The sequence below is a fragment of the Deinococcus grandis genome (genome assembly GCF_001485435.1).
GTDB lineage: Bacteria > Deinococcota > Deinococci > Deinococcales > Deinococcaceae > Deinococcus > Deinococcus grandis.
The window spans coordinates 1,971,539-1,990,977 of the sequence record NZ_BCMS01000001.1 but is presented as its reverse complement, the minus strand read 5'-3'; the positions used below and the strand labels follow the sequence as shown (position 1 = coordinate 1,990,977).

Below are 19,439 nucleotides of genomic sequence, written 5' to 3'. Positions count from 1 at the left end.
TGAAGTTCCGGATTGTCAGCGAAACAAACGGAATCCGTATGACCCCCGTTCCCCCACACCCCAGTTCAAGCGCCACAATCCAGTCCATCCACGAGCCGCTGCCGGTACCCTCACGCCCGCAGCAGCGTTCTGCTGCCCTCGCCGGAATTCATTACGTCCCCAGTAGAATGGCGGGTATGACCTCCGCCGCCCCCGACACCCTGGTGCTGATCGACGGCCACGCCCTGGCGTTCCGCTCGTATTTCGCGCTGCCTCCCCTCACGAACAAGCAGGGCGAGACCACCAACGCCATCCTGGGCTTTCTGCGCCTCACGCTGCGCCTCGCCCGGCAGCGCAGCAATCAGGTCATCGTGGTGTTCGACCCACCCGTGAAGACCTTCCGGCACGAGCAGTTCGACGGGTACAAGTCCGGCCGCGCCGAGACGCCCGCCGACCTGCCCGGCCAGATCAACCGCATCCGCGAGATCGTGGACGCCATCGGCTTCCCCCGCCTGGAAGAACCCGGCTACGAGGCCGACGACGTGATCGCCAGCCTGACCCGCAAGGCCGAGGGGACCGGCATGCAGGTCCGGATCGTCACCAGCGACCGCGACGCGTACCAGCTGCTCGACGACCACGTGCGTGTCATCACGAACGACTTCCGTCTGATCGGCCCGGCCGAGGTGCTCGAAAAGTACGGCGTGACGGTGGGGCAGTGGGTGGACTACCGCGCGCTGACCGGCGACGCCAGCGACAACATCCCCGGCGCGAAGGGCATCGGCCCGAAAACCGCCGCCAAGCTGCTTCAGGAGTACGGCACGCTGGAGGGCATCTACGCCGCCGCGAAGGCCGGCACACTGAAACCCGATGGGACGCGCCAGAAACTCCTCGATTCCGAGGAAGCCGTGGAGTTCAGCCACCGGCTGTCCTGCATGGTCACGGACCTCCCGCTGGACGTGCAGCTCGGCGCGGGCCGCCTGCCGGGCAACCCGGAGAGGCTGCATGAGCTGCTGACCGAGCTTGACCTGCACTCCATCAAGCGGGACGTGGCGGCCCTGGACGGCATCGAGAGTGTCCTGAGCGTCCCCGACGCGGTGAACGACAGTACCCACCGCGACGCGCCCCACGACGCCCCAGACGCTGCCGTCGTGCCCGCCACCCCGGCCCTCACCATCCAGACCGCCGAGTGGCGCACCCCCGCGCAGGGCGTCATCTGGGGCTACCGCCTGTCCCGCGAGGACGATCTGACCGCCGCCCTCGTGGACGCCGCCACCCTCGAACTCGACGGCACGACCGGCACCGTCCGCACCGCGCCCACCACCGAACCTGCCGAGTGGCGCAAAGCCGAGGTGTACGCCCAGCCCGGCGGCCTGTTCGACCACCCCGACGAACCCGCCGCGCCCCTCACCAAAACCCAGCAGAAGGCTGCCGAGAAGGCCCGCAAGGAGCAGGAGAAGGCCGCCGCGAAACTCCGCGAGCAGTACCCCGCGACGGTGGACGACGCGCAGTTCGTCGCGCAGCGCACCGTCACCGCCGCCGCCGCCAAGGCCCTCGCCACGCACCTCAGCGTGCGCGGCACCAGCGTCGAACCCGGCGACGACCCCCTGCTGATGGCGTACCTGCTCGACCCCGCCAACACCACCATGAGCGCCGTCACCCAGCGGTACCTGAACGTCCCCTGGCCCGACGACGCCGCCGGACGCGCCGCGATCACCGCGCAACTCCTCGACCTCCTGCCGCCCCTGCTGGACGACACCCGCCGCACGCTGTACGACGACATGGAACAACCCCTGTCCGCCGTCCTGGCGCGCATGGAAGTGCGCGGTGTGCGCCTGGACAGCGAGTACCTGCGCGGCCTCTCCGCCGCCACCGGCGCGCGCCTGAGCACCCTGGAAACCCAGATCCACTCGCTGGCCGGACGCGAATTCCAGATCCGCAGCCGCGACCAGCTCGAAGCCGTCCTGTACGACGAACTCGGCCTCGCCAGCGGCAAGAAGACCAAACTCACCGGCAAACGCAGCACCGCCGTCGCCGCCCTCGAACCCCTCCGGGACGAGCACCCCATCATCCCCGCCCTGCTCGAATACCGCGAACTGGAAAAACTGCGCGGCACGTACCTCGACCCCCTCCCGAACCTCGTCAACCCCCGCACCGGCCGCCTGCACACCACCCTCGCGCAGGCCGCCGTCGCCACCGGCCGCCTCAGCAGCCTCAACCCCAACCTGCAGAACATCCCCATCCGCAGCGAGACCGGCCGCGAGATCCGCAAGGGCTTCATCGCCGACCCCGGCCACTGCCTGATCAGCGCCGACTACTCGCAGATCGAACTGCGCCTCCTGGCGCACATCGCCGACGATCCCCTCATGCAGCAGGCCTTCCAGGAGGGCGCGGACATCCACCGCCGTACCGCCGCGCAGGTCCTCGGCCTGAACGAGGGAACCATCACCCCCGATCAGCGCCGCGCCGCCAAGACCGTCAACTTCGGCGTGCTATACGGCATGAGCGCCCACCGCCTCTCGGGCGACCTCGGCATCCCCTACGCGGACGCCGCCGGATTCATCGAAACGTACTTCGCCACGTACCCCGGCATCCGCGCGTACATCGACCGCACCCTCGAATTCGGCCGCCAGCACGGCTACGTCGAGACCCTCTACGGCCGCCGCCGCTACGTCCCCGAACTCGTCGCCACCAACCGCACCCTGCGCGAAGCCGGGGAACGCCTCGCGTACAACATGCCCATCCAGGGCACCGCCGCCGACATCATCAAACTCGCCATGATCACCCTGGAACGCGAACTCCAGGGCACCGGCGCCCGCCTCCTGCTACAGGTGCACGACGAACTGCTCCTCGAAGCCCCCGAAGACAAAGCCGAGGAGATCAGCGACACCGTGCGCCGCATCATGGAAGGTGCCGCCAGCCTCACCGTGCCCCTCGCCGTCGAAGTCGGCGTCGGACCGAACTGGTACGACACGAAATAAAGTTGCGGTGAGTCGCAGACGAACCCGACCGGAGGGAGCGGCAATTAAGGCGGGTTCAGGAGATGGACGGCTTCCCGGTGACGTTCCGGGAAGCCGGGAATCGGATGAATCCGCTCTGTGGGGGGTGGGCTGTGGGAACGGCCTGCTCCCTCACTCTTTCTTGGCGTTGAGGTCGCCTCCGTCGGGTGCGGGCGTACCCTGCGGGCATGACCATCCGCGCCCTCTTCTTCGACATCGGCGGTGTGCTGCTCAGCAACGGCTGGGACCGCGAGCAGCGCGCCGTCGTCGCCGCGCAGTTCGGGCTGGACGCCACGGACTTCAACGAGCGGCACAAGCTGGCCGTGCCCGAGCTGGAGCTGGGCCGCATGACCCTGGACGAGTACCTGGAGCAGACCGTGTTCTGCCACCCGCAGACCTTCACGCGGGACGAATTCCGCGCGGCGATGGAAGCGCAGAGCACCCCGCACGAAGGCGCCCTGGCCCTCGCCCGCGACCTGTCGGCGCGGCACCGCCTGTACGCCCTGAACAACGAGGGCCGCGACCTGAACGACCAACGCATCCGCACCTACGGCCTCAGCGACTTCCTGCTGGCGTTCTTCACGTCCTCCACGCTGGAACTCATGAAACCCAACCCCGCCATCTACCGCGCCGCCCTGACGCTGGCCGCCGTCGCCCCGCACGAAGCCGTCATGATCGACGACCGCGCCCAGAACACCGAAGCCGCCCGCCGGGTCGGCATGCACGCTGTCCGCTACGAGAACGCCGCGCAGCTCCGGGAGGAACTGGCGGCGCTGGGTGTGGAGTAAGGGGAGTGTAAGCTTCTGGAGGATGTCAAACCCTCGCCAGGACGCGAATCGTGCCCTCATTGACCTGCTGATCGAGCAGATTGAAGGCGGTCCTGATCTGCGGTTCGGGCAGGTGCTCTGGAATCTCGGGATCGTGATGTCAGACGGGGCAGGTGGAATCCTTGATCCTCATGCCGAGGAGTCTGTTGTCACACTTGACCGGGCCAAGCAACGGGCGGAACGACTTCGCCGCGCCGCAGAGTGAAAAGCTGCAGCTCTCAGCTCTGAGTGAGGAATGCCTTGACCGCGCCGAGGCTGCCGGTGTCGAGCAGCAGCTTCCCGCTGGGGCGGTGCAGCAGAGCGGGGGTGCGGGCCAGGGCGTGCGCGTCGGCCAGGGCAGTGAAGGCGTCGGGGTTCTGCTGTCGGTGCAGGATTTCGATCTGGTCGTCGAACGCGCCGCGCAGGGGGAGGGTCAGCATGCGCTTGAGGGTCTCGCACTGCGGGCACTGGTCCTGCGTGAACAGCACGAAGGGTCTGAGGTCAGTCATGGGCGACCTCCTGAGCGGGCCAGAGTTCGCTGAAGTCGTCGTCGGTGAGCGCCTCGACGCGGAGTTTGGCGTAGCTGCTGCCCTTCGCGCTGAAGAAGTCGTGGGTGGTGCCGCGTGAGCGGATACCGTTCAGCACGACGGGGTTCACGTCCTCGTCGGGGAAGCGGCGTTCCAGGCCGAGGTTGTCGGCCAGCACGTTGAAGTTGAAGCGGATGAACGTGGCGACGTCATGGGCGAGGTTCACGCTGCCGTACAGCACCTCGGTGTACGCCAGTTCGTTGCGGTACAGGGTGTCGAGGCTCGCCTCGTACCACGCGAGGGCCTGCGCCTGCTCGTCATCGGTCAGTGCGGCGAACTTCTCCTGAGCCAGCAGCGCCACGTACACGCCGTGCACGGCCTCGTCGAGGATGATCAGGTTGAAGATCTCCCCGGCGGACACCATGCGGCCCTGCCCGGCCAGCAGCAGCGGGTAGTAGAAGCCGCTGTAGAACAGCGCCGTTTCCAGCATGCACGACACGACCATCTTCCGCCACAGCCCGAAATCGCTGACGTCCGGGTCGCGGAACACATCCTCGATGAACTGAATCTTGAACTGAAGCTGCGGCTGCGCCTCCACCCACGCGAACACGGCGCGTTCCTCGGTGGTCGTCAGGAACGTCTTGTTCATCAGGCTGTAGCTGCGCGCGTGAATGTCCTCCATCATCCCCTGGAACTGCAGGGTCGCCTTGCGGATGTGCCCGTCCACCAGGCCGCGCAGGGCGGGCATGCCCACCTCGCCCTGCAGGGTATCCAGCGCGTTCAGGCCCGCCGAGGCGTGCATGTACGTCCAGCGTTCCTGCTCGGTCAGGCTCTTCCAGTGAATCGCGTCGTTCGTCAGCGGAATCTCGTCCGGGAACCACAGCTGGGACGTGTACTTCTCGTAGAACGTGACCGAGAAGCTGTCTTCCGGGTCGCTCCAGTTCGTGGCGGTAAAGGGGGCTCGGGTCATATCAGGTCTCGCAGGGGTTGGGGAGGGGAGAGGGGGTCTATCCGGTGGCGACTTGAGGGAAGGGGCTGAGGGTCTAACTGTCCAAGGGTCTAAACGTCTGAGGGTCTAAGAATGGTTTGGCAGAGGGGCTTTTCCTAGACTCTTTGACCCTTTGACTCTTCGACCCTCGGACGGTCAGTCGTGTAGTCCGATGCCACCCCGTCCCCCGTTCCGCCGTCAGATGGCGCAGTTCAGGCACTCGTCGATGCTGACCTTGCGCAGGCGCGTGTAGTACAGCGTTTTCAGCCCTTTGGCGTAGGCGTACAGGTAGTAGCGTTGCAGGGTGCGGGTGCTGGCGTTGCTGGGCACGAACAGCGTGCAGGAGATGCCCTGATCCACGTGGCGTTGCGCGGCGGCGACGGTGTCGATGACGCGCTTCTGGTCCATGTCGTACGCTTCCTCGTAGAACCATTCGGTCAGTTCGCTTAAGTGCGGCATGGGGTAGATGGTGCGGGCCTTGTTGCTCGTGCGGGTCTCGACGCGTTCGGTGATGGGCATGATGCTGGCCGAGGCGTTGCTGACGTAACTGATGCTGCCCGTGGGGGCGATGGCCATGACGAACGAGTGCGCCAGTCCGTGCGTCTGGATGTCCTGCACGAGCGCCTGCCAGTCGGCGCGGGTGGGGAGGGCGTGACCGTCGAACAGCGCGGCGACCTCGGGCGTGGTCGGCAGGAAGTCCTCGTGCAGGTACTGCGCGAAGTGCTCGCCCGTCTGGTAGCGGCTGCCCTGGAAGCCCTGGAATACGAAGCCGGTGTCCCGCGCGATCTGCATGCTGGTGCGGCGGGCGTGGTAGTGCACGGCGGCGAAGTACACGTTCACGAACTCCAGCGCCTCGGGGCTGCCGTACACGAGTTCGTTCTTCGCCAGGAACGAGTGCAGACCCATGGCGCCCAGGCCGATGCTGCGCATCTCCTCGTTGGCGCGTTTCACGGCGGGCACCTCGTGGATGCTGGTCGAGCGGGCCACGTTGTCCAGCAGTTTCACCGCCGAGCGCACCACGCGCCCCAGGTCGCCGCTCGCGAGGCTCTGCTCGATGACCAGCGACGCGAGGTTGCAGCTGACGTCCAGGCCCACCTGATCCTTCTCCTCCTGCCCGTACGCGTGGAAGGTGCTGGGCAGGGTGGGTTGCAGGATCTCGCTGCACAGGTTGCTCATCTTGATCGTCCCGACGTTCGGGATGGGATTCACGCGGTTCGCGTTGCCCTCGAACAGCAGGTACGGGTAGCCGCTCTCGCCCTGCGTGACGGCGATGTCCTCCAGGATGCGGCGCGGCGACACGAGTTTCTTGCGCAGGCGCGGGTTCGCGGCCAGCGTCTCGTACTCGCGCGTCCAGTCGATGCTCGTGAACTCCCGGCCGGTCTCCTGGAACAGCGAGTGCGGGTAGAACTGGTAGATGTCCTGCCCGGCGCGGGCCTTCTCCAGGAAGATGTCCGGCACAGTCGCGCCCATGGACAGGGTCTTCAGGCGCGCGTCCTCGTCGGACGCGATCTTCTTCGCGCTCAGGGTGTCCAGGAAGTCCGGATGCATGACGCTCAGGTAGATCGCGCCCGCGCCGGGCCGCTGCCCCGCCTGATCCGCGTAGCGCAGCATGTTGTCCAGCATCTTCGCCACGCCCATCACGCCCTTCGTGACGTTCTGGATGCCGCGCAGACTCTCGCCGCGTGCGCGCAGGTTGCTGACCTCCACGCCGATCCCGCCGCCGCCCTTGCTGAGTTCCGCCACGAACGACAGTGTCTTCGTGATCGAATCCAGGTTGTCCGTGCAGTCCTGCAGCAGGAAGCAGCTGACCAGCCGCCCCGTGTTCGCCTTCCCGGAGTTCATCAGGGTGGGCGTCGCGGGCGTGAACGTCTGGTTCACCAGATGCTCCACGAGTTCCAGCGCTTCCGGCAGGGACTCGCTGCGGGCCAGGGCCGTGACGCTCAGGCGGTCCTCGTACCGCTCCAGCCACTGCTTGCGGTCCGGGGTCATGGTCGCGTACTCGCTGTAGAACTTGAACGCCCCCATGAACGACCGGAAGCGGAAGTTCAGGCTGTACGCCCGCTCGAACACCGCGCGGACCTCCGACGGACGGAACCGGGCGAACACCGCCGGGTCCCACACGCCACGCTCGGTCAGCGTGGCGATCTTCTCCTCCAGGCTGGGGAAGGTCACGGTGTTCGGGTTGACCTTCTCGCGGAAGTACACCCGCAGCGCCTCCTGATCATGCGACGTGTCCACCACGCCACCCGCCAGCACCTTGTTGTTCAGTTCAATCCAGGGATCCATTCGTTCGTCCTTTCCGCCACCACGGGCGACACCCACGCTGCACTCGATTCCTTGCTCTGCCCGGCCAGCCACGCCAGTACCGCCGCGCGGTCCGCTGCTGTCCCTCCCTTGTTCAGCCGCGCGACCAGTGGCACCCCGAACTGCGCGGCGATCCGGTCGCCCGCCCGCCCGAAGTTCTCCCCCCAGTGGTAACTGCCGCTCGCCACCACGCCCCGCAGGCCCGCGCCGTGCGCGCGCAGGAAAGCGGCGGTGCTGTCCGGCACCTGCCCGGACCCGAACGTGTACGTCAGCAGCAGGAACCCCTCACCCGGCGCGGGCGGCGCGTCCCGCACCGACCCGACCGGCAGGCCCCCCGCCTCGCGCGCCAGGGCCGTCGCGAACCGCCGCACGTTCCCCGTCAGGGAATCGAACACCAGTCTCACGCCTCTGCCGCCAGTGGGGGCACGGGCGCAGGCTGCCCGTCCTCGCCCAGCGCCACGAGCGCGAACGTCCCCGCGCACGCCAGTTCCCGCGTCTCGCTGTACATGTCCTCACGGAACACGTCCACCTGCACCGTCATGCTCGTCCGCCCGGTCCGCACCACGCGCGCCACGAGTTCCACCAGCGACCCCTGCGGAATCGGATGACGGAACTCCATGGCGTCCAGGTGCCGCGTCACCACCTTCTTCCGGCAGTGCCGGGTCGCCGCGATGAACGCCGCCGAATCCATCAGTGACAGTGCCTCACCGCCGAACAGCGTGCCGTGATGGTTCGTCAGGCCGGGAAAGACGACGTGCGTCACGCGCGTCTCACGCGGCGGCACGGGCAAAAGGCCGCCCAGTGGGGGACGGGACACGGGCAGGGTCATGGAACACCTCTGGAGCAGGGGAGAAGCGGGAGCAGAACAGGGCAGAGGTGAGTTGTCAGGTGATCAAAGGGAAACCGCCTTGTGCCCCTTGCGCGGGGGCCGTGATATGGGCGTCTCTTCGCTGGGCGAGCGTTCGGACTGAGGACCGTGGCGCGACCGTGCCGGACTGAACCCCTGTGGGGCATGACCGGACTTCCCTCTGTTCCCGCGAAGTGCTGCGTGCGCAGCGACTGCCGGAGTCTACATGCGGTATGCGGGTGGGTCAAATGCAGGTGCGGTATACATCATCTGGTATGACGTAGGAACGCACCGCCTCCGGGGTGAAGGCGGTGCGTGGTGGGCTTCAGTCTACGCGGTGACGGGTGTCAGGACGGCGCGGGCGGCGGTGCGTCCGGCGTTCACGCAGTCGGGGACGCCCACGCCGGTGTAGCTCGCCCCGGCGATCTGCTGGTGCGCGGGCAGTGCGGCGCGGATGCGGGCGATGTGGTCGAGGTGCCCGACGACGTACGCGGGGTTCTTGCCGCGCCAGTCACCGAACGCGTGCCACAGCGGGTCGCCCTGCGCGCCGAAGAGCCGCTCGGCGGTCTCCTGCGCCAGGACGCGGGCCGTGGCGGGTTCGATGTCCTTGAAGAACACGCGCATCAGCACGTGCCCGTCCGGGGCGCGGCCGTGCATCTTCGCGGAGTGCACCGTGATGGCCTTCAGGAGGGTGTCCTCGCTGGCGTCCACCTGCAGGCCGTGCAGGAGCATGTCGCCGGGGAACTGCTCGGCGCGGTACGCGAGCACCACGGCAACGCTGCTGTTCGCCTTCAGCTGCCCGATCAGGCTGGCGGCTTCCGGGTAGTCCCGCTGGTACATGGCGCCCGCGTACCAGGCGGGGGTGGTGTTGATGACGGCCCGGCCGCGCAGTTCCTCACCGCCCGCGAGGGTCACGCCGTGCTCGTGCACCCGCAGGACGGGGGTGTTCAGGCGGATCTCGCCGCCGGTCAGGCGTTCCTGGAGCGCGCGGATCAGGGTGCTCGTGCCCTCCTGGAAGGACATGAAGATCGGCCCGGCGGCGCGGGGGGTGGCGCGGCTGCCGCGGATGACGCTGCCGTACTCCTGTTCCATCTTCAGGAACTGCGGGAACGCCGCTTTCATGCTGAGTTCCAGCGGGTTCGCCACGTAGATCCCGGCGGCCAGAGGCACGATGAAGTTCAGGCTTTCCGGCCCGAAGCGCCGCGTGAGGAACGACGCGAGGGACTCGTCCTCGTCGGTCGGGGGCTTTGGCGGCACGTGCTGCTCGTCCAGGTAGCGGCGCAGGCCCCCTTCGGACAGCACGCCGCTCTGCAGGAACGAGTCGTCGTCCAGCGGCACGAACATCTTCATGTTCGGCGGGAACGGCAGGAGCTGACCGCCGCGCAGGAAGTAGATCTTCTTCGTGTCCTCGCGCGGGTGGATGACCTGAGCCTCCAGGCCCACCTCGCGCGCCAGCTGTGCCGCGTACGGCTTGCCGAGGATGAACGCGTCGGCGGCCCGCTCGACGAGGAAGCCGTCCTCGGTGCGTTCGGAGTGCAGTTTCCCACCCAGGTAATCCCCGGCTTCGAGCAGCACGAACGGCACGCCGCGCGTCTGGAGTTCCCAGGCGGCGCTCAGGCCGGTGATGCCGCCCCCCACGATGATCACGGGCAGCTCACCGCCCGCCCCTGTACCACTCGGGGCTGCGCCGTTCGTCGCTGCGGCGTCGGTCATGACAGCGCGGCCACCTTGCGTTCCAGCACGCTGGCGAGCGTCCCGATGAACAGCGGGTCCGTGTTCAGGGCCGGGGGGCGCACCAGGGTCATGCCCAGTTCGGCGGCGGTTTCCTGCGCGGCGATGTCGATGTCGAACAGGATCTCCACGTGGTCGGATACGAAGCCGACCGGCACGCTGACGACCTTCCTGATGCCCTTGCCGGACAGGTCGTGCAGGTGCTCGTCCAGTTGCGGCCCCAGCCACGGCTCGGGGCTGCGCCCGGCGGACTGGTAACTCCACGACCACTGGTCGTCGCGCAGCCCGGCGGCGGCGGCGATCAGGCGCGCGGACTCGTGCAGCTGGTCGGCGTACGGGTCACCCTCGCGCAGGATCCGAACCGGCAGGCTGTGCGCGCTGAGGATCACGTGCACGTCGTCCCGCTCGCCCTCCGGGAACGCCGCGATGCCCTCGCGGACGCGGTTGGCCAGGGCCGTCACGTACCCGCTCTCGGTGTGGTACTCGTTCACGAACTCGAAGTCGATGTGGCCGTGGTTCATGCTCAGGCCCGCCTTGATCTTCTTCTGGTACTTCGCGACGCTCATGCTCGAGTAGTGCGGGGCCAGCACGATCGCCACCGCCTGCGTGATGCCGTCGTCGAGCATCTCGCGCACGGCGTCCTCGATCCAGGGGTTCCAGTGGCGCATGCCGATGTACGCCTTCAGGGGCCGCTGCACGCGCGCCTGGAGTTCCTGCATGGTCGCCTCGACCTGCGCGCGGGTGAATTCCGGCAGGGGGCTCTTCCCGCCGATCTGGCGGTAGTTGTTCGTGATCTCGTCCAGCACGGCCTGCGTCGTCACGCGCCCGGCGCGGATGTCCGCGAGGTACCCGGGCATGTCCTCCAAGCTCTCGGGGCCGCCGTAGGCCATGAACAGCACGCCCAGCGGCGCTTCAGTGTGGGTGGAATCGGTCATGTCGCTCCTCTCAGGTCACAGGGGGGAATCGGGGTGGGGTCCGGTGCGGTCGCTGCTATTCGCTCTCGGGGGTTACTTCGCCGTCTGTTCGTGCACGTAGTCCACGAGGCGGCGGACCATGTCCACGGGCGTCTCGGGCAGCAGGCCGTGCCCCACGTTGAAGATGTGCCCGGGGCGGCCGTCCACCTCGGCCAGGATGCGGTCGGTCTGGTGCTTCAGTTCACGCCAGGGGCCCTGGAGCAGCAGCGGGTCGAGGTTCCCCTGCACGCCCTGCCCGGGCTGGATGAGTTTCCACGCGTCGTTCAGGGGCGTGCGCCAGTCGATGCCCATGACGTCGCTGCCCAGCGAGGACATCTCGGGCAGGAGGTGGTGGGTGCTGGTCCCGAAGTAGATGACGGGCACGCCCAGCTTCTTGGTGCGTTCGATCAGGCGGCCCGTGGCGGGCTTCACGAACGTCACGTAGTCGTAGATGCTCAGCGCGCCCACCCACGAGTCGAAGATCTGCACGGCCTGCGCGCCGGCCTTGACCTGCTCGGCCAGGTAGTCCGCGAGGATCGTCTCGAACTTGTCCATCAGGCGGTGCCACGCGGCGGGCTCGCCGTACATGAAGCGCTTGGTGCGCTCGTAGTTGCGGCTGCCCTTGCCCTCGATGGCGTAGCTGGCCAGCGTGAACGGCGCGCCCACGAAGCCGATCAGCGGCACGCCGCGCGGGTCGAGTTCCTGCCGCACGAGCTTGATGGACTCGGCGGTGTACGGCATGACTTCCGCGGCGGCGGGCACGCCCAGGCGGTCCACGTCGAAGGGGGTCTCGATGCGGTTGCTGATCTGCGGGCCGACGCCACCCACGAAGTCCAGGTCCAGGCCCATGACGGGCAGGGGCGTCAGGATGTCGTTGAAGAGGATCGCGGCGTCCATGGGCATGGCCTTGATGGGCTGCAGGGTGATCTCGGCGGCCAGTTCCGGCGTGCGGATGCACTCCAGCATGCTGCGCCCGGCGCGCAGCGCGCGGTACTCGGGCATGTAGCGCCCGGCCTGCCGCATGAACCACACCGGGGTGTGCGGGGCGGCCTCGCCGCGCATGGTCTTCAGGAACGCGGAGTCGCGGTTGGTGGGGTCAGGGGTCAGGACGGGGGTGCTGGGTCGGGTCACAGTGAAAGGCTCCTTGCCGGGGTGGGGTGCGCCGCGTGGGCGCAGATCGAAAAGGGACAGAAAGCCGCACCGGAACGGCATCCGGTGGGACAGCGCCCGGTACTCTAGCGGAGAGCCTCCCAGTCAATCATCCCGGACCAACCGGTCGGTCAGCGCAGCCCAGAGGAGGGCAGAGCAGGCCAGCGCTCACATTCTGGGCGGCGGGCGTCCGGCAGACCGTACCCGTCACGCCAGTCAGGCCCGCACCCGTGCCCTGTGTCGTCGCACCGCACGCCGAACACTGTCGATCAGGGCGGTCAGCGCTATCCCAGCCAGCGCCAGGGGCAGCAGCGTCAGAGTCCCCACGCCCACAGCCGACCAGACTGCCAGCAGCACCACCGTCATCAGCGCCGCGACGCCGTGCCGCCCACCGAGCAGCGCGGCGGGCAGCAGGGTCAGCACTCCCAGGCGCACGAAATCAGTCCCGGTGGCCTCCAGGTTCCGCCACAGGGCCTGCGGGCTGAACCACGCCTCGCTCAGCCGGGACGCCTCCCCGACACGCAGGACCAGCAAGGTCGCCAGGAAGACGAGCACGCTGCCCGTCGTGTACAGGGCCGCCCGCCAGATCCCACCCAGCAGGAACGACACGGGGCCGGAGGGGACGACCTCGCCCAGCTTCCGGCCCGCGCGCCCTGACCCGCTCAGACCTTCACGAATTCCTGCACGCCCATGACGAACATCACCGCGCCGCCCACGGGCACCTCGACCGGGTCGTTCACGAGGCCCTCGTTCTGCTCGCCCATCGGGACGCTGGGCGCGACGAGGCGGGTGCGGGTGCGGCAGGTGCGCTGCACGTGCCGCTTGAGTTCGTCGAGGCGTTCGTCGGACACGCCGATCATCAGGGTGGTGTTGCCCTCGCGCAGGAAGCCGCCGGTGCTGGCGAGTTTCGTGACCTCGAAGGCGTTCTGGGACAGCACGCGGATCAGCGCGGTCGCGTCCGCATCCTGAATCACAGCCAGCACGAGTTTCATGCCCGGCAGGATACCAGACCCATGATGAAGGTTCCGTCAGGCTGATCAGGTTGCCCCGGATACGGCCATGAAAAACCCCCGCCGGAGCGGGGGCGGTGCGTGCGCCGGGGATCAGGCGACGGCTTTCTTGCGGCCCGTAGCCTTCTCGGGCGCGGCGGCGCCGTCCTGGCCGAGCGCCTGGGTTTCCTTCAGGCGGAAGATCACGAGGCTGCCCACGAAGGTGCAGGTGATCATGCCGTGCGCGTTCAGGAGGCTCAGGGCGGCCATGACGTCCTCGCGGGTCATGCGCAGCTGGTCGCTCATGTACAGGGCGCTGTCGGCGCGGCCCTCGAGGTAATCGCGGACCTTCTTGGCGTCACTGGTCAGAGGGGTGGCGGGCACGTCGGCCAGACCGGGGTCGGCGAGGCCGTACACGGCGCGGGTGCCGGTGCCGGGCAGGCGGCGCACGCGGCCCTGGTCGAGCAGGCTGGCCAGCGCGGCGCGCAGGTGGCTCAGGGCGAGGCTGGTCGTCTTGGCCAGTTCGGTCTCGACCCATTCGGGTTTGCTTTCCAGGGCCTTGAGCACCAGTTTCTCGTTGGCGCGGCGGGTTTCCTGCAGGTCTTCGAGGGTGGGGGGATTGAACATGTGGCCTCCGGTGCGCCGCTGGCCCCTGTCTGGGAGGGAGCGGTGCGGAACTGTGGCGGTTCGGGAGCGGTCCCAGTCCCCGGGTGGGGGAGGTGGGGGCCGGTGGACGTGATGCAGTCAGGGCTGAGCGTGGGCGACTGGAACGTGACACCTGTGATGACGTGTGGATGACGTGGAGCTTGGACGCAGTGCAACTTTGCGGCCGGAACTGGCCTCTAGCGCAACTTTCCTATTGTTACAGATTTTCTCTCATCTTGCATGAGCAATCGGGGGATTGCTTTTCATGTACGTCCTGTGTCCCTGAACGCGAAATGCCGTGAACGACGGCAGTTCTCCCGTTTTTCACATCCGTCTCATGCGCCGGTCTTGAACGGTTCAGCGCGGCCACCCGTCGTGCACGGGAACCTGACCGGAACCTGACCCGTACTGCCAGCGATGCCCCCGGACAGGGGGGATCAGGAGGCCCATGCTCGACATTCAGAACGTCACCAAGTCCTACCGCGCCTACCAGGCGCTGCGCGGCGTCACCCTGCAGGCCCACAGCGGCGAGGTCTTCGGTCTGCTCGGCCCGAACGGCGCCGGGAAGACCACCCTGCTGCGCATCCTCGCCACGCTGCTCGAACCGACCTCCGGCACGGCCGTGGTCGGCGGGCACGACATCCACCACGACCCCGAAGGTGTACGGCGCGCGGTCGGCGTCGTGAACGGCGGCATGGGCCTCCCCGCGCGCCTCACGGGCCGCGAGGTCCTGCGGTCCTTCGCCACGCTGTACGGCCTGACCCGCGCCCAGGCCGACGCGCGCATCACCGAACTCGACGACCGGCTGGAACTGGGCCGCACGCTGGACGTCCGCGCCGGGGAGTACTCCACCGGCATGAAGCAGAAGGTCGTGATCGCCCGCGCCGTCATCCACGACCCGCCCGTCCTGATCCTCGACGAGGCCGCCAGCGGCCTGGACATCTTCGCGCGGCGCACCCTGCTGGACTTCGTGCACGCCACCCGCGCCCCGGGCCGCCTGACCGTGTACTCCACGCACGTCATGAGCGAGGTCGAGGAAGTCTGCGACCGCGTCGCCATCCTGCACGAGGGGCACCTCCTGAACGTCGGCACCATCCCCGACGTGCTGGCCCGCACCGGCGCGAGCAGCCTGGAACGCGCCTTCTTCACCCTCGTCCGCCCGGACGCTGCCCCCGCGGAGGCCCGCCATGCCCGCTGAACGCCCCACTGGCACCGTCCGGCGCGGCGGCCTGCGCCCCGGCATGGTCTGGCAGATCGCCGCGCGCGACCTCCGGACCACCCTGCGTGACCGCCGCACCCTGAGCGCCACGATCCTCATGCCACTGATCCTCATTCCGCTGTTCACGCTGGGCCTGCCCCTGCTGATGGGGAACCTGATCGGCGGGCAGCAGCAGGCGCGGCAGCAGCTGGGCGTCGTCGGCACCCTGCCCGAGGACCTGAAGCGCGCCCTGACCACCGACGAGAAACTCCCCGACGGGACCGTCACCCGCGCCGGCGTGACCCTGGTCCCCGTCACGGACCCACTGAAGGCCGTGCAGGACGGCACCGTCGAGGCCGCCCTCCAGGCCGCCGCCCCGCTGCCCGCCCGCGCCGGGGACGGCACCGGCACCCTGAAGCTGTACGCCAAACTCAGCAACCTCCGCGCCCGCAGCGGCGCGTTCGGCAAGGTGCAGGACGTCGTGGACGGCTACAACCGCCAGCTCGCCACCGCCCGCCTGGGCACGCTGGGCCTCGGCGCGGACACCCTCGAACCCGTCCGCATCCAGCCCGTGGACGCCAGCAGCGCCCAGGAGCAACGCAGCGGCCAGCTGGCCTTCCTGATCCCCATGCTGATGATGCAGTTCATCCTCGCGGGCGCGCTGGCCACCGCGCTGGACGCCACCGCAGGCGAGAAGGAACGCGGCACCCTGGAAAGCCTGCTCGTGGCGCCCGTCCGCCGCGCCGAGGTCGTCACCGGGAAACTCATCGCCACCGCCACCACCGCCCTGACCAGCGCCGCGTTCAGCGTCGCCGGATTCCTCCTGAGCAGCGTCATCATGCGCGCCTACCAGACCGCCAACCCCGGCCACGTCGCCACCTTCACGCAGGCGATGGGCGGCCAGCTCAGCCTGACCCCCACCGCGCTGCTCACGGTGCTGGGCATCGCGCTGACCACCGCGCTGCTCATCAGCAGCCTGCTCATCCTGGTCGGCATCTACGCCCGCAGCTTCAAGGAAGCGCAGACGTACGTCGCGCCCATCAACCTGCTCGTCGTGCTACCCGCCGTGACCCTGCAGTTCGCCGACTTCCTGAACGCCAGCGCCGCCCTGTACGCCACGCCCCTCATCGGCGGCATGCTCAGCATCCTCGACACCGTCAAGGGCACCGGCGAACCCACTCACGCGGTACTGGCCGTCGCCGGGAACCTCGCCGGGACCGCCCTGTTCAGCCTGCTCGCCCTGCGATCCTTCGGCCGCGAGGAGGTCATCTTCCGCAACTGAACCTGACTCCGATTGAATGGCTTGCAAGGCCGTTCAATCCGAGCGGACGCGACTCGCAGAGCTGCGCAGCAGAGAAGGAGCAAAGCGGGTTCCGGACGCGGAGCTGGCAATCTGGTGAAGTTCCGGACTGTCAGCCAAGCAAACGGAACCCGTGTAAACGACCTCCCTGCCCTGGCACAGTGGGCCGCGTCTTCCAGTGACGCGGCCCACCCGGCACTACAATGCCGCCCGATGAGGATCGCTGTCCTAGCCGACATTCACGGGAACGCCGACGCGCTGGACGCCGTGCTGCGCGACGCCCACGACCAGGGTGCCGAACGGCTGATCGTGAACGGCGACGTGGTGAACCGCGGCCCGGACTCCGTGCAGGTCATGCAGACTCTGCTGGACCGGGACGCGACCTTCACGCTGGGCAACCACGACGACCTGCTGCGCCTGTGGCACGCCCGCAGCGACGTCCTGCCCGCCGACTGGTACGCCGACCCGTTCTGGGGCGCGACCGCCTGGAGCGCCGCGCAACTGGACCGCGCGGGCCTGCTGCACGCTCCCGCCGACTGGCCCATGACCCTGGACCTGCACGAGCCGGGGCTGCCCCCGGTGCAGATCGCGCACGGCACCCGCGACCACTACCGCGAGAGTCTCAGCGACCGCAGCGACCCGGCCCGGCTGGACGCCCTGAGCGTCGCGCCGGACGGCACCCGGTACGGCGCGCTGATCGGTTCGCACATCCACCGGCCCGTGCAGTACGACCACGCCGGTACGCTGGTCCTGAACACCGGCGCCGTCGGCTCCCCGGCCACCGGCGACCCCCGTGCGCAGTACCTGCTGCTGGACGCGCAGCCCGGCGGGTGGCAGGCCACCCTGCGCGCCGTGCCGTACGACCGCAGCGGCGTGCTGCGCCGCTTCCAGACGAGCGGTCTGCTCGACACCGGCCTTAGCGCCCGCATCTTCCGCGACGAGATCATCACCGCCCGCAGCCTCTACACGCCCTACTGGAGCTGGACGGAAGACCAGGGCATCCCCCGCACCCACGCGAGCTGGACCGACTTCCTGCGGCATCACCCGGACCTGCAACCCGCCTGACGCCAGCCTGGGGGGCGCCTGCGCTGGTCAAACCTGAAAAACCCCCTCCGGTAGAGGAGGGGGCGGTCACCCGGAGGAAACTTACAGCGGCTTTCAGTTCCATTGAAGGGCCAACAGCACGCCCTTCAATTTCACTTCCAACCGCTGTTGAGGACGGCTACTCGCTTCGCACGTTTCAGGTGTGCTGAGGAAACCCCTCAACACACCTGAAAACCGCTGTTACTTCAGGGTGGGGGGAATCAGCACGGAGTCGATCGGGTAGATCACGCTGTTCCCGGCGTCCGCGCGGCTGCTGACCATGCCGCCCATGATGCCGTCCGCGCCGCGCACGCCGACCTTGTAGCCGGTGCCGTCGACCATCAGGTCGATGCTGCTGCCTTCCATGGAGCGCAGCTGCGCGACGTTCAGGCCGTCATCCACCACGCGGCCGGTGACCACGTGGAACAGCAGCACCTGCTTGAGCTTGTCCATGTCGGCCATCAGGGTGTCCAGGGTCGCCTGGGGCACCTTGGCGAACGCGTCGTTCGTGGGCGCGAAGATGGTCACGTCACCCGCGACCAGCGCGTCGACCAGACCGGCCTTCTGGACCAGGCTCAGCAGGGTGCTGAACTGCGGCTGGGACAGCACCTCGGTGATGTTCGCGCCGGACTGCGCGGTGGGCAGCGTCACGGTCACGGTCGGGGTGGTCACGGTCGTCTCGACGGTGGCGGTGGGCAGCACCAGATCGGGCGGCAGCAGCACCTGGTTGATGGCGTAGATGAAGCCGTTGCTGGCTTCCAGACCCGCGCCGTCCACCATGGCCTCGTTCACCATCTGGGTGGTGCCGTCGAGCTTGAAGTTCAGGCTGGCGCCCTGCGCGCTGCGCAACTGCGTGGCCGCGGCGACCTGATCGGCGGTGATCTTGCCGGGCACCACGTGGTACGTCAGGACGGCCTTGAGGGTCTCGGGGTCGCTGGCGATCAGGGCCAGGGTGTCGGCGTCCACGGCGGCGAACGCCTCGTTGGTGGGCGCGAAGACCGTGAAGTCGTTGCTGATCAGCACGTCGTTCAGTTCGGCGTCGCTGAGCAGGTCACGCAGGGTGCTGAAGCGCTCGTCGGTGGTGATCAGGTCGTACACGGTGTTGCTGCTGACGGCCGTGTCGGTGGTCGAGGTGGTGGTGTCGGTCGTCGTGGTCGTCGTGGTGGTGGTCGTGGTCGTGCCGCTCATGCCGACCGGCATCGCGGGAATGGCCATGATGTCGGTTGCGGCGGGCGCCGTGCTGGCAGGTGCGGGCGCCGGGGCGGGCGTCGTGACCGTCACGGTGGCGGGGGCCGGGGCGGGCGCGGCGGCCATGGCGGGCATCAGGACCGTGTCGACCACGTGCACGATGCCGTTACAGGCCATCACGTCGGCCTTCGTGACGGTGGCGTTGTCGATCATGACCTTGCCGCCCATCACGTTGATCAGCACGCTTCCGCCCTGCGCGGTCTTCGCGGAGGACATACCCATGACCTGCTTGGCGGTCACCTTGCCGGGCACGACGTGGTACAGCAGGATCGAGCGCAGCAGCGCCGGGTCGTTCAGCGCGGCGGCCAGCGCGTCGCTAGGCAGCTTGGCGAACGCGGCGTTCGTGGGGGCGAACACCGTGTACTGACCGCTCATGAGCGTCTGGGTCAGGCCGGCGGCCTCGACGGCGGTCGCCAGGGTGCTGAAGTTCGGGTCGGTCGTGACGATCTGCGCGATGCTCTTGCAGGCCGCGGCGGGGCGGGGGGTGGCGGGCGCGCCGGCGCCGCCGGCCAGGGCGGGCGTGACGAGCATCAGGCTCAGGGTGAGCAGACCAGTGTGCTTCTTCATGAGATCACCTCGGGAAATGGATATTGAACTGCGGGTTACCGTCAAACAATCTTCACCACGAGGCCAGGAAAAGCAACTTTTGGAAGCAATCTTGCAGGTCAACTAAATAAAAATGGCCCCGAAATTGGG

General features: G+C 68.2%; 18 protein-coding genes. 6 read left to right on the top strand and 12 right to left on the bottom strand.

Annotated features, from left to right (window positions below):
* The first annotated feature begins 176 nt into the window (after positions 1-176).
* The 3 genes from polA (at position 177) to DEIGR_RS20350 (ending at position 4,007) form a co-directional block, all read left to right on the top strand.
* Positions 177-2,957 carry a DNA polymerase I gene (polA, locus tag DEIGR_RS09800; RefSeq protein WP_058976822.1) on the top strand — a complete coding sequence of 927 codons (2,781 nt, stop codon included), beginning with the start codon at positions 177-179 and terminating at the stop codon, positions 2,955-2,957.
* A 206-nt stretch (positions 2,958-3,163) separates the two neighbouring features.
* Positions 3,164-3,763, top strand: coding sequence for an HAD family hydrolase (locus tag DEIGR_RS09795; RefSeq protein ID WP_058976820.1), 600 nt, complete (start codon positions 3,164-3,166; stop codon positions 3,761-3,763).
* Between the two features lie 22 nt (positions 3,764-3,785).
* Positions 3,786-4,007: a hypothetical protein gene (locus tag DEIGR_RS20350; protein WP_153013698.1), complete on the top strand. Its 222-nt coding sequence runs from the start codon at positions 3,786-3,788 to the stop codon at positions 4,005-4,007.
* 13 nt (positions 4,008-4,020) lie between these two features.
* Here DEIGR_RS20350 and DEIGR_RS09790 read toward each other — a convergent pair whose 3' ends face one another.
* From DEIGR_RS09790 to DEIGR_RS09740, 11 genes are all read right to left on the bottom strand, one after another.
* Complete coding sequence (locus DEIGR_RS09790; protein ID WP_058976818.1) at positions 4,021-4,290, bottom strand: hypothetical protein; 270 nt, start codon at positions 4,288-4,290, stop codon at positions 4,021-4,023.
* Positions 4,283-5,278, bottom strand: coding sequence for a ribonucleotide-diphosphate reductase subunit beta (locus DEIGR_RS09785; protein WP_058976816.1), 996 nt, complete (start codon positions 5,276-5,278; stop codon positions 4,283-4,285). The genes DEIGR_RS09790 and DEIGR_RS09785 overlap by 8 nt, the downstream gene beginning before the upstream one ends.
* A gap of 216 nt (positions 5,279-5,494) precedes the next feature.
* The gene (nrdE, locus tag DEIGR_RS09780) at positions 5,495-7,582 is read right to left on the bottom strand and encodes a class 1b ribonucleoside-diphosphate reductase subunit alpha (RefSeq protein ID WP_058976814.1); all 2,088 of its coding nucleotides are present in this window, start codon (positions 7,580-7,582) and stop codon (positions 5,495-5,497) included.
* Entirely contained in the window at positions 7,561-8,004 is a 444-nt protein-coding gene (locus tag DEIGR_RS09775) for a ribonucleotide reductase stimulatory protein (protein ID WP_058976813.1), read from the bottom strand. Before DEIGR_RS09775 ends, nrdE begins: the two co-directional genes overlap by 22 nt.
* A complete protein-coding gene (locus DEIGR_RS09770) occupies positions 8,001-8,429 on the bottom strand; it encodes an acyl-CoA thioesterase (protein ID WP_058976810.1) in 429 nt (142 codons plus the stop codon). The genes DEIGR_RS09775 and DEIGR_RS09770 overlap by 4 nt, the downstream gene beginning before the upstream one ends.
* A gap of 348 nt (positions 8,430-8,777) precedes the next feature.
* The gene (gene hemG / locus DEIGR_RS09765; RefSeq protein WP_058976808.1) at positions 8,778-10,160 is read right to left on the bottom strand and encodes a protoporphyrinogen oxidase; all 1,383 of its coding nucleotides are present in this window, start codon (positions 10,158-10,160) and stop codon (positions 8,778-8,780) included.
* Positions 10,157-11,113, bottom strand: a complete 957-nt coding sequence (gene hemH / locus DEIGR_RS09760) for a ferrochelatase (RefSeq protein WP_058976806.1) — start codon at positions 11,111-11,113, stop codon at positions 10,157-10,159. Before hemH ends, hemG begins: the two co-directional genes overlap by 4 nt.
* 72 nt (positions 11,114-11,185) lie before the next feature.
* Positions 11,186-12,262 (bottom strand): uroporphyrinogen decarboxylase, encoded by a 1,077-nt coding sequence (gene hemE, locus DEIGR_RS09755; protein ID WP_236704718.1) that lies wholly within the window; start codon positions 12,260-12,262, stop codon positions 11,186-11,188.
* Positions 12,263-12,496: 234 nt separating this feature from the next.
* Positions 12,497-12,889: a hypothetical protein gene (locus DEIGR_RS09750; RefSeq protein ID WP_058976804.1), complete on the bottom strand. Its 393-nt coding sequence runs from the start codon at positions 12,887-12,889 to the stop codon at positions 12,497-12,499.
* Between the two features lie 53 nt (positions 12,890-12,942).
* Positions 12,943-13,272: a cyclic-di-AMP receptor gene (locus DEIGR_RS09745; protein ID WP_046844702.1), complete on the bottom strand. Its 330-nt coding sequence runs from the start codon at positions 13,270-13,272 to the stop codon at positions 12,943-12,945.
* A gap of 111 nt (positions 13,273-13,383) precedes the next feature.
* Positions 13,384-13,896, bottom strand: coding sequence for a transcription initiation factor IIE subunit alpha family protein (locus DEIGR_RS09740; RefSeq protein ID WP_058976802.1), 513 nt, complete (start codon positions 13,894-13,896; stop codon positions 13,384-13,386).
* Between the two features lie 466 nt (positions 13,897-14,362).
* On the opposite strand from DEIGR_RS09740, the gene DEIGR_RS09735 reads away from it, so the two are divergent.
* The 3 genes from DEIGR_RS09735 to DEIGR_RS09725 all read left to right on the top strand — a co-directional run bounded on the left by DEIGR_RS09735 (position 14,363) and on the right by DEIGR_RS09725 (position 17,477).
* On the top strand, positions 14,363-15,112 hold the full coding sequence (locus DEIGR_RS09735) for an ABC transporter ATP-binding protein (protein ID WP_058976801.1): 750 nt from the start codon (positions 14,363-14,365) through the stop codon (positions 15,110-15,112).
* Positions 15,102-16,394, top strand: a complete 1,293-nt coding sequence (locus tag DEIGR_RS09730; protein ID WP_236704717.1) for an ABC transporter permease subunit — start codon at positions 15,102-15,104, stop codon at positions 16,392-16,394. Before DEIGR_RS09735 ends, DEIGR_RS09730 begins: the two co-directional genes overlap by 11 nt.
* A 231-nt stretch (positions 16,395-16,625) precedes the next feature.
* A complete protein-coding gene (locus tag DEIGR_RS09725) occupies positions 16,626-17,477 on the top strand; it encodes a metallophosphoesterase family protein (protein ID WP_058976799.1) in 852 nt (283 codons plus the stop codon).
* Positions 17,478-17,696: 219 nt separating this feature from the next.
* Here the strand turns inward: DEIGR_RS09725 and DEIGR_RS09720 are convergent, their stop codons facing one another.
* Positions 17,697-19,310, bottom strand: a complete 1,614-nt coding sequence (locus tag DEIGR_RS09720) for a fasciclin domain-containing protein (protein ID WP_058976798.1) — start codon at positions 19,308-19,310, stop codon at positions 17,697-17,699.
* Positions 19,311-19,439 lie beyond the last annotated feature (129 nt).

Bases quoted from the DNA above. Each gene is read 5' to 3' on its own strand.
- polA (WP_058976822.1), top strand. From the start codon at position 177: ATGACCTCCGCCGCCCCCGACACCCTGGTGCTGATCGACGGCCACGCC.
- DEIGR_RS09795 (WP_058976820.1), top strand. From the start codon at position 3,164: ATGACCATCCGCGCCCTCTTCTTCGACATCGGCGGTGTGCTGCTCAGC.
- DEIGR_RS20350 (WP_153013698.1), top strand. From the start codon at position 3,786: ATGTCAAACCCTCGCCAGGACGCGAATCGTGCCCTCATTGACCTGCTG.
- DEIGR_RS09790 (WP_058976818.1), bottom strand. From the start codon at position 4,290: ATGACTGACCTCAGACCCTTCGTGCTGTTCACGCAGGACCAGTGCCCG.
- DEIGR_RS09785 (WP_058976816.1), bottom strand. From the start codon at position 5,278: ATGACCCGAGCCCCCTTTACCGCCACGAACTGGAGCGACCCGGAAGAC.
- nrdE (WP_058976814.1), bottom strand. From the start codon at position 7,582: ATGGATCCCTGGATTGAACTGAACAACAAGGTGCTGGCGGGTGGCGTG.
- DEIGR_RS09770 (WP_058976810.1), bottom strand. From the start codon at position 8,429: ATGACCCTGCCCGTGTCCCGTCCCCCACTGGGCGGCCTTTTGCCCGTG.
- hemG (WP_058976808.1), bottom strand. From the start codon at position 10,160: ATGACCGACGCCGCAGCGACGAACGGCGCAGCCCCGAGTGGTACAGGG.
- hemH (WP_058976806.1), bottom strand. From the start codon at position 11,113: ATGACCGATTCCACCCACACTGAAGCGCCGCTGGGCGTGCTGTTCATG.
- DEIGR_RS09745 (WP_046844702.1), bottom strand. From the start codon at position 13,272: ATGAAACTCGTGCTGGCTGTGATTCAGGATGCGGACGCGACCGCGCTG.
- DEIGR_RS09740 (WP_058976802.1), bottom strand. From the start codon at position 13,896: ATGTTCAATCCCCCCACCCTCGAAGACCTGCAGGAAACCCGCCGCGCC.
- DEIGR_RS09735 (WP_058976801.1), top strand. From the start codon at position 14,363: ATGCTCGACATTCAGAACGTCACCAAGTCCTACCGCGCCTACCAGGCG.
- DEIGR_RS09730 (WP_236704717.1), top strand. From the start codon at position 15,102: ATGCCCGCTGAACGCCCCACTGGCACCGTCCGGCGCGGCGGCCTGCGC.
- DEIGR_RS09725 (WP_058976799.1), top strand. From the start codon at position 16,626: ATGAGGATCGCTGTCCTAGCCGACATTCACGGGAACGCCGACGCGCTG.
- DEIGR_RS09720 (WP_058976798.1), bottom strand. From the start codon at position 19,310: ATGAAGAAGCACACTGGTCTGCTCACCCTGAGCCTGATGCTCGTCACG.